Source organism: Nitrospirillum iridis (assembly GCF_014205765.1).
Taxonomy (GTDB): Bacteria; Pseudomonadota; Alphaproteobacteria; order Azospirillales; family Azospirillaceae; genus Nitrospirillum; species Nitrospirillum iridis.
The window spans coordinates 25,835-40,155 of record NZ_JACIIZ010000023.1 but is presented as its reverse complement, the minus strand read 5'-3'; the positions used below and the strand labels follow the sequence as shown (position 1 = coordinate 40,155).

The window sequence follows — 14,321 nt, the reverse complement described above, 5'->3', positions numbered from 1 at the left end:
GCGGCGGCCAATCTGCCGCCTGTCAGCTGGAAGGGAACACGTGGATGATCAACGCCTACGTCACCGGGATCGCCTGTGCCGCCGCCTTGCTGGCGGGACCGGCCTTCGGCCAGGCCACCTCCCGCCCCTGTGGGGTGGAGGAAACGGCGGGTCCCGCCTGCCTAATGGTCCACCAGAACATCGCGACCCTGCCGGCTGGGGATGTCTACTGGCATCTCGACACCTTCCCGTCCAAGGCCGCGGCGGAGGCGGCGGCCACCCGGACGGGCAGCGTCGTCACCGCCTTCGGCAAGGTCTGGCTGTTCACCATCGAAAGGCAGGGGTGGCGGCCGGACGGTGGGCACCATATCGCCGACATTGGCCCCCTGCCAACGACGGCCGCCCCGTCCTATGCCGCCGAATATCTGCGCTCCGTCTTCACCCCCGGCATGAAGGCGCCCTTGCATGTGCATTCAGGGCCGGAGGCCTTCTATGCCTTCAGCGGCGACACCTGTCTGGAGACGCCCGCCGGTGTGCGCCAGGGGCAGGGGCCGGTGATCGAGGGCGGTCCACCCATGTTGCTTATGGCCATCGGCAGGGAGCCGCGCCTGGGTTTCGCCCTCATCCTGCACGATGCCGCCCAACCGCCCACCACGCTGATCCAGGACTGGCAGCCGCCGGGCCAGTGCCAGCAGTTGCTGGCGTGGGACCAGACGCGGTAGGGGCGGGGCAGCTTTCGCCATTCGTCATGCCGCGTCGTGGTTGGTGGACAGGGCGACGTGTCGCCACTGCGCCAGCTCGGCCGCCACGTCGGCGTTCTTTTGTTCGATGGTCGCCACCGTGTCGCTGCCCAGGGGCAGGCGCAGCGGCGGGTTGGGGCTGTGTCCTTCCGGGTCAGGTCGAAAGGGCGCGCGTCCGCACCCTCTACAACGCGCGCACCGTCCTCTACCGGCTGGTCACGACTTACGCGGATGCCCGGTGACATCCGGCCCGTTGGCGGCACCGGCTAAAGGGAGGCTGCGGCGGCATCTTGTGGTAGAATTGCAAAATGACACACGCCTCGCCTGTAACCATCGAAGCCACGCCAGAGGACCTCCGGTCGCTTTCGTCCACCCTAACCGGCTTCAGTCTCGACAAGGAAGACAGGTCGGGGCCGAACCTGGTTTGGCTGTTGCGGGGGGAACTGCCCCCGCTGCTCGTGACCAGCGTGGAACTCGGTATCGTTTTCCAGTTCGATGTCGCTACCCTAGCGTTGCGGACGGCGGAGCGGTTCCGCGCCGAAGCCGAGGCATTCTGGCATCAAGTAGCGCCGATACTGGAAGAGTTGAAAGTTCTGGGCATCTCTGCGCCCGATTTCGGCGGGCTTTCCGCAGAACTTGAACCGGGACCGAGCCGCCCCTGGCCTTTCGCGCGGTGGCACGTGGATGTGCTGTGGCTGCGGGAATGCACCATCTCGGCGGACAGGATGCCCGCCGGATGGTGGGACAATCCGAACAGAGGTTTCGGTGCGGTACCGCCGGGGGCTGATCACACCTGCCTCGTGGCCAAGGGGCTGTTGTTCACCGGGGATGATGGCGGCCGGTTCCTGATCAGCCAAGGTAAAATGCCGACCTATCTGCTGGTGACACAGGATCCGGCGAAGATCGATGCCGCGTTGATCGGCACCTTGGCGATGGACATCGACCGCTATCTCGATGGGCCACCGCCAGCAGTGTGAGGCAGGGGCGGCCCCCTAAAGGAATCGCCCCATCCTGTGATCACCCCGCGCCGTTGGCGGCGCTGAGCACGGCGCGGACGGAGGCGGTGGCCACGTCGGTGTCGATGCCGACGCCGAAGACCTTGCGGCCGTCGCCAGTTCGGCACTCGACATAGGCGGCGGCGCGGGCGTCGCCGCCGTGGCCGATGGCGTGTTCCTGGTAATCGACGATGTCCAGGTCCATGCCGCAATCGGCTTTCAGGGCGGCCAGCACGCTGGACAGCAGGCCGTTGCCCCGGCCGCTGACGCTGCGTTCCTCCCGGCCCACGCTGATGCGGCCGACGAACATGCGCTCGCGGCTGCCGGCGGCACCGGTCTCCTGATAGTCGATCAGCTCAAAGCGTTGCAGGCCGGTCAGGCAGTAGGTGTCCTGGAAGATGCCCCAGATGTCGGCGGCGGTCATCTCGCGGCTGGTCTCGTCGGCATAGCCCTGGACCACGCGGCTGAAGTCGATCTGCAGGGCGCGGGGCAGCCTCAACCCCTTGTCCTGTTCCATGACCCAGGCGATGCCGCCCTTGCCGGACTGGCTGTTGACGCGGATGACCGCCTCATAACCGCAGCCCAGGTCGGTGGGGTCGATGGGCAGGTAGGGCACGTCCCAGATCTGGTCGTTGCGCGCGGCCTGGGCGGCGAAGCCCTTCTTGATGGCGTCCTGGTGGGAGCCGGAGAAGGCGGTGAACACCAGCTCACCGGCATAGGGGTGGCGGGGGTGGACGGGGATCTGGTTGCAGTACTGCACCGTCTGGACGACGGACTGGATGTCGGAGAAGTCCAGGCCCGGGTCCACGCCCTGGGTGTACAGGTTCAGGCCCAGGGTCACCAGATCGACATTGCCCGTCCGCTCGCCATTGCCGAACAGGCAGCCCTCGACACGGTCGGCGCCGGCCTGCACCGCCAGCTCGGCGGCGGCCACGCCGGTGCCCCGGTCGTTATGGGGATGGACGCTGACGACGACGCTGTCGCGCCGGCTGATCTGGCGGCAGAAGCGCTCGATCTGGTCGGCGTAGATGTGGGGGCCGGCGGCCTCCACGGTGGCCGGCAGGTTCAGGATCACCGGGCGGTCCGGCGTCGGTTCCAGCACGTCCAGCACCGCCTCGCAGACTTCCAGGGCGAAATCAGGCTCCGCCGTGCTGAAGGTCTCGGGCGAGTATTCGAAGATCCAGTCGGTCTCCGGATACTTCTCCGCCTGCTCGCGCAGGATGGTCACACCCTTGACGGCGATGTCCTTGATGCCGGCCCGGTCCATGCCGAAGACGATGCGGCGCCAGGCGGGGGAGATGGCGTTGTACATGTGGACAATGGCGCGCGGGGCGCCGCGCAGGGACTCAAACGTGCGCTCGATCAGGTCGCGACGCGCCTGGGTCAGCACCTGGATGGTGACGTCGTCGGGGACCTTGCCGCCCTCCACCAGGCTGCGGACGAAGTCGAATTCCGTCTGCGAGGCGGAGGGGAAGCCGACCTCGATCTCCTTGAAGCCGATCTTCACCAGCATGTCGAAGAAGCGCTGCTTCTTCTCGGCGTCCATGGGGTCGATCAGCGCCTGGTTGCCGTCGCGCAGGTCGGTCGACAGCCAGCGCGGCGGCTTGGTGATGGTGCGCGACGGCCAAGTGCGGTCGGGCAGGTCGGCGTGGGGGAAGGGGCGGTACTTGGTGGACGGATCGCGCAGCATGGTGGGGCGTCTCTGTTGAATGTATTCGGTCGGGGGGGGGGAGGAATACGGCCAAGGCTACAGCCGCCGGATGGCCGTCAGGCCCGGCGACCGCCGATAAGGAGCAGGCGCGCGACAAGGCTCAGCGCAGGGGCGCTGGCGGCGGCGATCTCAGCTTCAACAGGGAGGCCCCAGTGGGTGCGTACGATGGGGGCGGAACGACACGACATTTGGGAAAACTCGCGAACCTTGCGCAAACTTATGACGAACTGCCCGGTCCTCTCAGGAGGCCGGGTTCATAAGAAGCAGGAGGCTGGTCGCGATGTCGGTCATGGTGCCGAGGATAAAAGCGGCATCCGGGCGGCGTGTCAAGCGAACACGCTCATGAAATTTCAAGGACGGTCATGCGCCGGCATCAAAGAGGTGACGCCGAAACGCTGGCGGCAATCTTTGGCAAGGCCGCTCCACCAGCTTTCGCAAGGCGCCCCCCAGGGCGCTGGCGGGAGAATTCGTCTCCCGCCAGCGGTAGGCCCCGACCGGGGCGGCCGGAGTGAGCACCGAAGGCCCGGATGGGCCTGCCGGCGCCTGAGGAACTTTACAAATCCAGCGTCGCCGAGAAGCGCACGGTGGCCGGCATGCCGGCGTACAGCGTGCTGCCGCCGGTGGCCCAGTAGCGTTCGTTGGTCACGTTGTCGGCATTGACGCGCAGGGTCAGGGCGTTCTGCTGCACATTGGTCTTGTAGCTGGCGCCCAGGCTCAGCGTGGTATAGGCGGGGAGGTAGGCGCGGTTCTGCGCCTCCGCCGCGCGATCGCCGGTGTAGTAGATTCCGGCGTTCAGCGCCACGCCGCCCAGGAAATCGGGGTGGTATTCCGCGAAGACGGAGCCCGACCAGCGCGGCGTGTTCTCCACCCGTTTGCCGTCTTGCGCGGCGATGCCCGTATTCTCCTGCACCGCGTCCAGGTACTGACCGCCCAGCATGACCGACACGTCGGGCAGGATGTCACCCTGGACGGAGGCTTCGACGCCCTGGTGCACGGCGCGGCCGTTCACGACATAGGTGTTGCTGCTGTCGGTGTAGGCCAGGCCACGGTTGATGTGGAAATAGGCCAGCGACACCATGGCGCCCGCCACCTCCATCCGGCCGCCCACCTCGAACTGCTTGCTGACCACGGGGTCCAGGATGCTGCCGGCGTTGGTGGTGCCGTCGGGCGCGGTGCCGGCGCTTTCCAGCCCTTCGATGTAGGTCGTGTACAGGCTGGACTTGGGTGTCAGCTTGTAGACCAGGCCGGCGGTGGGGGTGACGGTGGTCACGGCGAAGTTCTTGGCCGCCGATGCCGTGTCATAGTCGACATAGCGGGCGCCGGCGATCAGCAGCCAGTTCTCGCCCAGATGGGCCATGTCCATGATGTAGCCGCCGGTGTCGATATTGACGCTGCCGGCGTTCAGCTTGGTGGTGGTGAACCTCAGGCTGTCGTAGGGGATATCCACCGGGTCGTACAGGTTCTGCTTGACCGCGGTGTAGGACTGCTGGTGCTGGTCCTCCTGCGTCTGCCGATTGCGGCTGAAGCCCACCAGCAGTTCATGGTTGATGGGGCCGGTCTCGACCTTGCCCGACACTTCCAGGCGCAGGTTCTGGTTGCGGTATTCCTGGTCCGGCGTGTAGGTGCCGGAGATGGTGCCGGCGCCGGTCGTCAGGTTCACCGAGCCCAGGTTGGCGATGGTCCGCTGCCGCCGGGTGGAGGCGACGCCGAATTCGGCGCGCGCCGACCAGTCATCGGTGATGGCGTAGTCGGCGCGGCCCACCACGTTGGTCGCCCAGGTGTTGTAGGGCGAATTCAGCGGCGCGTAGCGCTTGGTGGGATCAGGCACGGCAGGCAGGGTGATGGTGCCGCCCACGCCGTTCTTGGCGCCCACGGCGCTGGGCAGGGTGACGCCGCCCGGCTCATCCATCTCCCGGCGGTAGTATTCCGTGTCCAGCTTGAAGGTCAGGCGTTCGGTGGCGCGCCAGTCGAAGGCGCCGCTCATCAGCCAGCGGCGGCCGTCGACATCGTTCACCGGCGTGCCGATGCGCGAGGCGTAGCCGTTGACGCGGGCGCCGTACTCATTGTGGTCGCCGAACTCTCGCCCGATGTCGAAGCCGCTGCCGAAGCTGCCGTTGCCGTCGCCGTTCATGGTGAAGCTGGTGACGGGGTCGGAACCGGCCCGCTTGGTCACCACGTTGACGATGCCCGACGGCGTGCTGATGCCGTAGTACAGCGCCGACACGCCCTTCAGCAATTCCACGCGCTGCTTGTTCTCAATGGGGATGGGCCCCAGGTTGATGATGGGCAGCGACCCGTTCAGGCGATAGTTGGTGCGCGCGTTCATCAGCACGCCGCGTGAGACGAAGTTGTTGCTGGTCAGCGGGCTGGTCGACTGCTGCGTCACGCCGGGCGTGTTGCGCAGCGCATCCTCCAGCCCTTGCGCGCCCTGCGCGTCCAGCAGGGCGCGCGGCACGATGGCGATGGTCAGCGGCGTGTCCAGCAGCGACTGGTTGCGGAAGGCGCCGACCTGCACCACCTCCGCCCGGAACGACGATGTGTGTGCGCCGGTGATGACGATATCGTCCAACGCCTTTTCCTGCGCGGCGTCGGTGGAGCCGGTCGCATCCACCGCGTCCACCGCCTCTGCGGCCTGTACCCGCAGGGGAGCCTGCATTGCCGCCAGCAGGGCGAGCACCGATACGGCGCGCTTTCTCATTGTCGTTCCATTGCGTCAGGGAAGGAATAGCCCCCTGATACTAAGAATGAGAACGTCTCGCAATATCATTCTTAACAATATCTTGCGGCACGTTTGTCATGCGCTTCAGTGCAGGTATGCGGCATCCGCGTTGGTGTGGGAGGCGATCCCCGGCACCCTCCGCTCTTCGAGGTGCCCGCCAGCATCAGGGCATTCTCAATGATGCCGGCCATGCCATGGAAAAGCCGGCCGCCGCCGGTGCCGTGCACCGGCGGCGGAAACCCTGGCGCCAGACTGGCGCCCAACCCATTGCGCCCTACTTCGCCGCCAGCGCCGCTTCCAACCCCGGCGTGAACTTGGCGCCGTCGGGCACCGTGATGCTGGAACCCTTGAAGGCGGCGCCGAACGGTTCCGCCCGGCCCCCCAGGCAGGCGCCCAGGAACTGCTCGGCGGCGGCGTTGAAGGCGATGCTGTTCTCTGGCCGGGCAAAGCCGTGGCCCTCGTCGGGGAACAGCAGGTAAGTGACGGGGATGTTCTTCTCCTTCATCGCCGTCACGATCTGGTCCGATTCCGCCTTGTTGACGCGGGGATCGTTGCCGCCCTGGGCGATCATCAGTGGCTTTGTGATGGCCGCCGCTTTGAACAGGGGAGAGGCGTTGTGGAGGAGTTGGCGCCCATCCTCGGTGGTGGGGTCGCCCATGCGCTTGTAGAACTGCTGCTTGGCGGGTTCCCAATAGGCCGGGAAGGTTTTCAGCAGGGTTTCCAGGTTGCTGGGGCCGACGATGTCCACACCGCAGGCGAAGGTGTCGGGGGTGAAGGCGACGCCGGCCAGGGTGGCATAGCCGCCGTAGGAGCCACCCATGATGGCCACCTTGTCCTTGGTGGTGATGCCTTGGCTGACGGCCCAGTCGACGGCGTCGATCAGGTCGTCATGCATCTTGCGGCCCCATTGCAGGTTGCCGGCGGTGATGAAGTTCTTCCCGAAGCCGGTGGAGCCGCGATAGTTGACCGACAGCACGGCGTAGCCGCGGTTGGCCAGCCACTGGTGATGGCTATGGTAGCCATAGCTGTCGCGCGACCAGGGGCCGCCATGGACGAACAGCACCAGGGGCAGGGGCTGGTCGGGGTGGCCGTCGCCCTTGCCATCGGCGCCCGCCGGCAGGGTGAGGTAGGAAATGAGGCTCAACCCGTCGCGTGCCTTGATCTCAACCGGATGCATGGCCGCCAGCTTCACCCCCTCCAACTCCGGCCGGTTGACGAACAGCCTGGTCAGGGTGTGGGCTTTGCGGTCGAAGCGGTAGGTGGCCGCCGGGGCCGTCACCGGGTCCACCACCACGATCCAGGCGCCGTCGTCCTCGGTGCGGCTGGTGACGTGGATATCACCCTTCAGTTGCGCCTTCAGGAAATCCAGCTCGGCCCCGATCTTGGGGTCCAGCGCCGTCCATTCCGTGCGTAGATAGTCGACCGAATAGGCCTGGACCACGCCGGTCTTGGGATCGGCCAGGACGTCGCCCACATCGGCCTTGGCGCTCTGGCCCACCACCTTGGTGGCGCCGGTGGCCGCGTCCTGGGCGATCAGGGCGGCGGTGTCGTGGCCGCGGCTGTCGACCCAGTACAGGGTTTTGCCGTCCGTGGTGTAGCCCATGGGATAGGTGGTCATGCTGTCGTCCAGGCTGACGCCACTCAGCGGCTGGGACTCCACCTTGTTGTCCACGACGCGGAAGAAGTCGGTTCCGCCATCGGGGCCGGGTTTGCCCGCGAGGCGCAGCTTCAGGCCCTCATCCGCCGTGAAGCCGTCATAACTCTCGTTCTTGAACACCAGGGTCAAGGCGCCCTTGGCCAAATCCAGGCTGTAGATGTCGAACCACTTCGGGTCGCGGTTGTTCAACCCGACCAGGATGCGGTCCTTGATGCGGTGGCTGGTGCCGACGATCTGCACCCGCGTCTTTTCCTGCGGCGTCAGGGTGCGCTGGGCGCCGGTGGCGACGGTGACGCCGTACAGCACGAAGTTCTCGTCGCCGCCCTTGTCGTTGATGAACAGCACCATCTTGCTGTCGGGCGACCAGAAATGCTCGGGGATGGGGCGGTTCTTCTCCGCCGTTAGTGCCTTGGCCTGGGTCGGGTCGGCGGTGGGCGCCACCCAGACGTTCATCACGCCGTCGCGCGGCGCGATCCACGACAGCCACTTGCCGTCGGGGCTCAGTTTGGCCTGGGTGCGGCTGGGGTTGCCGAAGAACTTGGCGCGTTCGATGAGCGGGGCGGCGGGGCTGGTGGCCGGCGGGGGCGGGGCCGCCACGGCGGTAAGCGTGGTGGACGTCAGCAGCAGGCCCAAGGCCACGGCGGCGGTGCGCTTCATCTATTCCCCTGTTCTCATGTCCGTTATTGGCCGCCGTCGGCCCTGGTCGGGACCTCCGGCGGCAGGATGGAGCGAAAATGGGGACGGTCCGGTTCCACCGGCAAGGACCAGTTTGGCTCGGGTGAACCGGACCACTTCTCAACTTTTAGGCACCGTCGGCGGCCGCCTTGTCGTAGAGGCGGCCAGGTCGATGTCGCACTCCGTGGCGAACTTGCCCCTAGCCTGTTGGTGCTGGCCCTTGCCAGGCTAGGGGGCGGAACGCCGCATGGCCGGCGGCTACTTCGCCGCCAGCGCCGCCTCTAACCCCGGCGTGAACTTGGCGCCGTCGGGTACCGTGATGCTGGAACCCTTGAAAGCGGTGCCGAACGGTTCCGCCCGGCCGCCCAGGCAGGCGCCCAGGAACTGTTCGGCGGCGGCGTTGAAGGCGATGCTGTTCTCCGGCCGGGCGAAGCCGTGGCCCTCGTCCGGGAACAGGATGTAGGTGACGGGGATGTTCTTCCCCTTCATCGCCGTCACGATCTGGTCCGACTCCGCCTGGTTGACGCGGGGGTCGTTGGCGCCTTGGCCGATCAGCAGCGGCTTCTTGATGGCCGCCGCCTTGTATAGGGGGGAGGCGTTGCGCAGCAGCGTGCGCCCATCCTCCGTGGTGGGGTCGCCCATGCGCTTGTAGAACTGCTGCTTGCCGGCCTCCCAATAGGGCGGGATGGTCTTCAGCAGGGTTTCCAGGTTGCTGGGGCCGACGATGTCCACACCGCAGGCGAAGGTGTCGGGGGTGAAGGTGACGCCGGCCAGGGTGGCATAGCCGCCGTAGGACCCGCCCATGATGGCCACCTTGTCCTTGGTGGTGATGCCTTGGCTGACGGCCCAGTCGACGGCGTCGATCAGGTCGTCATGCATCTTGCGGCCCCATTGCAGGTTGCCGGCGGTGATGAAGTTCTTCCCGAAGCCGGTGGAGCCGCGATAGTTGACCGACAGCACGGCGTAGCCGCGGTTGGCCAGCCACTGGTGATAGCCGCTGTAGCCGTAGCTGTCGCGCGCCCAGGGCCCGCCGTGGACGAACAGCACCAGGGGCAGGGGCTGGTCGGGATGGCTATCACCCTTGCCGTCGGCGCCCGCCGGCAGGGTGAGGTAGGAGACCAGGGTCAGCCCGTCGCGCGCCTTGATCTCCACCGGATGCATGGCCGCGAGATCCGCCCCCTCCAGCTCCGGCCTATTGACGAACAGCTTGGTCAGGGTGTGGGCCTTGCGGTCGAAGCGGTAGGTGGCCGCCGGGGCCGTCACCGGGTCCACCACCACGATCCAGGCGCTGTCGTCCTCGGTGCGGCTGGTGACGTGGATGTCGCCCTTCAGCTGGGCCTTCAGGAAATCCAGCTCGGCGCCGATCTTGGGGTCCAGCGCTGTCCATTCGGTGCGCAGATAGTCGACCGAATAGGCCTGGACCACGCCGGTCTTGGGATCGGCCAGGACGTCGCCCACATCGGCCTTGGCGCTCTGGCCCACCACCTTGGTGGCGCCGGTGGCCGCGTCCTGGGCGATCAGGGCGGCGGTGTCGCGGCCGCGGCTGTCGATCCAGTACAGGGTCTTGCCGTCCGCGGTGTAGCCCATGGGGTTGGTGGTCAGGCTGTCGTCCAGGCCGACGTCGCCCAGCGGCTGGGACTCCACCTTGTTGTCCACGACGCGAAAGAAGTCGGTTCCGCCATCGGGGCGGGACTTGCCCGCGAGGCGCAGCTTCAGGTCCTCATCCGCGGTGAATCCGGCATAGCCCTCGTTTTTGAACACCAGGGTCAAGGCACCCTTGGCCAGGTCCAGGCTGTAGACGTCGAACCACTTGGGGTCGCGGTTGTTCAGCCCCACCAGGATGCGGTCCTTGATGCGGTGGCTGGTGCCAACGATGTCCACCCGCGTCTTTTCCTGCGGCGTCAGGGTGCGCTGGACGCCGGTGGCGACGGTGACGCCGTACAGCACGAAATTCTCATCACCGCCTTTGTCGTTGATGAACAGCACCATCTTGCTGTCGGGCGACCAGAAATGCTGGCGGATGGGGCGGGCCTTCTCCGCTGTCAGGGCCTTGGCCTGGGTCGGGTCGCTGGCGGGCGCCACCCAGACGTTCAGCACGCCGTCGCGCGGCGCGATCCACGACAGCCACTTGCCGTCCGGGCTCAGCTTGCCTTGGGTGCGACTGGGGTTGCCGAAGAACTTGGCGCGTTCGATGAGCGGGGCCGCCGCGCTGGTGGCGGGTGGGGGTGGGGCCGCCACGGCGGTCAAGGTGGTGGTGGACGCCAGCATCAGGCCCAAGGCCACGGCGATACGCTTCATCAGTTTCCCCGTCTGCATGCAATTTGTTGGCCGCCGGCGCGGGTTTGGGCGCCGGCGGCGGATCGATCGAAAATGGGGGCGGCCCGCGCACCCGGCAAGTACCTGTCCGCCTTGGGGGGGCAGGGCCGCTTCCCGCTGGTGTCAGGCCCCGCCCGGCGCCGCCTTGTCGTAGAAGGCGTCCAGGTCGACGATCAGCTGCTTCAGCGCGTCGGGGTTCAGATAGATCATGTGGCCGGACGGGTAGTACTTGAACGTGATGTTCTTGCGCTGCCCCGGTTCCAGCTCCATGTGGTTGATGTCGTACTCCGTGGCGAAGAACGGTGTCGCCATGTCGTAATAGCCGTTGAGCGATAGCACCTGCAGGTGGGGGTTCTGGCGCATGGCGCCGCTGAGGTCCAGGGCCACGTCCGGCACCTCCAGCTTGCCCACGGTCGGTACCTTGTGGTGCCAGTCCCACTGCTCGTTGGCGTCGTCGGAGCCGGGGCGGTACTCCAGGTCGGTCTTGTAGCCCAGGTCGCCGCTGACATAGGCCCGCAAGCTGGAGATGAAGGCGCTGTTGATGGCGCTGTCGGACGGGTCATACTCCGGCCCCTCGCCGGCGGCGTCGGTGTCCACACCCAGGAAGCGGCTGTCGAAGCGGCCCACCGTCTGCCGCTTGTCGCGCAGCAGCTCCTTCTGGAAGCGGAACAGGTCGATGCGCAGCTTGGTGCGCTTCAGGTAGTCAACCGACAGGCCGGTGAAGGCGGACAGCTGCTTGGCCACCGCATCCTCCTCCTCCGGCGTGATCGTCTGGCCCTTGGCCAGCGCCGCCGCGTAGGGGCCCCGGGCGAAGACGCGCGCCTGCTGGACGAAGGCCGCCAGGTCGGCGGGCCTATTGGCGATACGGTTGTGGTACCAGGCGGTGGCGGCGTAGCTGGGCAGGAAGCCGATGTAGCCCTCGTCATAGCCCGGCTGCAGGATGCCGTAGTTGAGGATGGATGACAGCAGGATGACGCCGTTCAAATCCATGCCGTCGGCCTGCAGGCGGGCGGACAGCGCCGCCGACCGGGTGGTGCCGTAGGATTCGCCGAACAGGAATTTGGGCGAATTCCAGCGGTTGTTGATCGTGACATAGCGGCTGATGGCGCGGGCGAAGGCGTCCACGTCCTGGTCCACGCCCCAGAAATCCTTGCCCTTGGCCTCGCCCAGGGGGCGGGAATAGCCGGTGCCGATGGCGTCGATGAACACCAGGTCGGTCTTGTCCAGCAGGCTGTCGTCGTTGGCGGCGAAGTTGTAGGGCGCCGGGGCGTTGTTGTCGGGGCTGGCCGTGCGCACCCGCACCGGCCCGAACGAGCCCATGTGCAGCCACAGGCTGGCCGAGCCGGGGCCACCATTGTAGAGGAAGGTCACCGGCCGCTTGGCGGCCTGGGCGCCTTCGGCCGTGTAGGCGACGTAGAACACGCTGGCCGTCGGCTTGCCGTCGTTGTCGCGGATGGTCAGGGTGCCGGCCGTGGCCTGGTAGCGGATGCTCTTGCCCTTGATGGTGACGGTGTGGGACGTGGTCTTGGCCGTCTCCGTCACCGGGGCGCGGGCGGTGGCCGCCTCGATCTGCTCCGCCACCTTGTCGCTCTTGGGCGTGTCATCGCCGCCCTTGTCCTTCTTGTCTTCCGCCCCGCTTGCCCACCCGGCCACGGCGACGGAGGTCAGCAGCACCGCCGTCAACGCGGCCACGACCGTTTTGCGCATTCCCTACTCCTTGTTCAGAACCCGATGTGCGCGGGCTCGATGGTAGGGAATGTAATATTATAACACTAGGGATGTCTGCCCCGGTTTTTCGCGGCCACGCCTTTTTGTCGCAGTTGGGTGAAGGATCAGGCCGAACAGGTCTTCCGGGCTCCACGGTCCCTTTGCCCAGGGGCCGATGGAGGGGAAGACCTGCCGGAACACGGCTGGCCGCCTCTTACGGGGCGGCGGGCGCCGCCTTGTCGTAGAAGGCGTCCAGGTCGGCGATCATCTGCTTCAGGGCGTCGGGGTTCAGATAGACCATGTGGCCCGACGGGTAGTATTTGAAGGTGATGTTCTTCCGCTCCGGCGCGTCCAGCTGCATGTGGCCGATGTCATACTCCGTGCCGAAGAACGGCGTCGCCATGTCGTACCAGCCGTTCAGCGACAGCAGCTGCAGGTGCGGGTTCTGGCGCATGGCCTCCGCCAGGTCCAGCGCCACATCCGGGGTTTCCATCTTGTGGTTGCCGATCTTGTGGTGCCAGTCCCACTGCCCGATGGCGCCCTCGGCGCTGCGGCGATAGTCCAGGTCGGTCTTGTAGCCCAAATCGCCGGCCAGATAGGCCCGCTGGCTGGAGATGTAGGCGCTGGTGACCGCGCTGGAGGAGGGGTCGTATTCCGGCCCCTCGCCGGCGGAATCGGTGTCCACGCCCAGGAAACGGCTGTCGAAGCGGCCCAGCGTCTTGCCCTGGTCGCGCAGCAGCTCCTTGCGGAAGCGCTGCAGGCTGACGCGCAGCTTGGCCTGCTTCAGATAGGTCACCGACAGGCCGGTGTAGGCGGACAGTTGCTTGGCCACCGCGTCCTCTTCCTCCGCCGGCAAGTCCTGGCCCTTGGCCAAGGCCACGGTGTAGGGCCCGCGCGCGAAGGCGCGGACCTGCTGCAGGAAGGCGGCCAGGTCGGTTGGCTTGTTGGCGATGCGGTTGTGGTACCAGGCGGTGGCGGCGTAGCTGGGCAGGTAGGAGACGAAGATGTTGTCGAAGCCTGGCTGGCGGATGCCATAGTTCAGGATGGAGGACAGCAGGATGACGCCGTTCAGGTCCATGCCGTCCTGTTGCAGCCGGTTGGACAGGGCGGCCGACCGGGTGGTGCCATAGGATTCACCGAACAGGAATTTGGGCGAGTTCCAGCGGTTGTTGATGGTGACATAGCGGTTGATGGCGCGGGCGAAGGCGTCGATGTCCTGGTCCACCCCCCAGAAATCCTTGCCCTTGGCCTCGCCCAGCACGCGGGAATAGCCCGTTTCCACCGCGTCGATGAACACCAGGTCGGTCTTGTCCAGGATGCTGTCGTCATTGGGGGCGTAGCTGTAGGGCGCCGGTGGCGTGTTGTCCGGGCTGTTGGTGCGCACCCGCACGGGGCCAAGACCCATGTGCAGCCATAGGCTGGCCGAGCCGGGGCCACCATTGTAGAGGAAGGTCACCGGCCGCTTGGTGGCCGGCGCGCCCTCGGCCGTGTAGGCGACGTAAAAGACGCTGGCCGTGGGCTTGCCGTCATTGTCGCGGATGGTCAGGGTGCCGGCGGTCGCCTGGTACTTGATGGTCTTGCCATGGATGGTGACGCTGTGGGCGGTGGTCTTGGCGGTTTCCGCGACCGGCGCGCGGGCCGTGGCCTCCTCGATCTGTTCCGCCACCTTGTCCGGCTTGCGGGGGCCCTCGCCCCCCTTGTCCTTCTTCTCGTCCGCCGCCCATCCCGTCGCCGCCGCCGATGTCATCAGCATCGCCGCCAGTGCCGCCACCGCCACCTTTCCCATGCCCCTGCTCCTTCAAACGGATTTTGTATCCAATAA

The 14,321-nt window shown here is 66.6% G+C and carries 8 protein-coding genes; 2 read left to right on the top strand and 6 right to left on the bottom strand.

The genetic code is table 11. The annotated features are described in order from the left end of the window. Window positions 1-44 precede the first annotated feature (44 nt). Together FHS74_RS27950 and FHS74_RS27940 are read left to right on the top strand one after the other, a co-directional pair. Complete coding sequence (locus tag FHS74_RS27950; protein ID WP_184807551.1) at window positions 45-701, top strand: hypothetical protein; 657 nt, start codon at window positions 45-47, stop codon at window positions 699-701. Between the two features lie 326 nt (window positions 702-1,027). Further along, a complete protein-coding gene (locus tag FHS74_RS27940) occupies window positions 1,028-1,696 on the top strand; it encodes a hypothetical protein (protein WP_184807550.1) in 669 nt (222 codons plus the stop codon). A gap of 40 nt (window positions 1,697-1,736) precedes the next feature. Here the strand turns inward: FHS74_RS27940 and leuA are convergent, their stop codons facing one another. The 6 genes from leuA to FHS74_RS27910 form a co-directional block, all read right to left on the bottom strand. Further along, on the bottom strand, window positions 1,737-3,404 hold the full coding sequence (gene leuA, locus FHS74_RS27935; RefSeq protein ID WP_184807549.1) for a 2-isopropylmalate synthase: 1,668 nt from the start codon (window positions 3,402-3,404) through the stop codon (window positions 1,737-1,739). 574 nt (window positions 3,405-3,978) lie between these two features. Beyond that, the gene (locus FHS74_RS27930; RefSeq protein WP_184807548.1) at window positions 3,979-6,123 is read right to left on the bottom strand and encodes a TonB-dependent siderophore receptor; all 2,145 of its coding nucleotides are present in this window, start codon (window positions 6,121-6,123) and stop codon (window positions 3,979-3,981) included. A 295-nt stretch (window positions 6,124-6,418) separates the two neighbouring features. Further along, complete coding sequence (locus FHS74_RS27925; protein ID WP_184807547.1) at window positions 6,419-8,458, bottom strand: S9 family peptidase; 2,040 nt, start codon at window positions 8,456-8,458, stop codon at window positions 6,419-6,421. A gap of 276 nt (window positions 8,459-8,734) precedes the next feature. Continuing rightward, complete coding sequence (locus tag FHS74_RS27920; protein WP_184807546.1) at window positions 8,735-10,774, bottom strand: S9 family peptidase; 2,040 nt, start codon at window positions 10,772-10,774, stop codon at window positions 8,735-8,737. 141 nt (window positions 10,775-10,915) lie between these two features. Next, complete coding sequence (locus FHS74_RS27915) at window positions 10,916-12,499, bottom strand: S10 family peptidase (protein ID WP_184807545.1); 1,584 nt, start codon at window positions 12,497-12,499, stop codon at window positions 10,916-10,918. A 214-nt stretch (window positions 12,500-12,713) separates the two neighbouring features. Further along, on the bottom strand, window positions 12,714-14,285 hold the full coding sequence (locus FHS74_RS27910) for a S10 family peptidase (protein ID WP_211106596.1): 1,572 nt from the start codon (window positions 14,283-14,285) through the stop codon (window positions 12,714-12,716). Window positions 14,286-14,321: the final 36 nt, after the last annotated feature.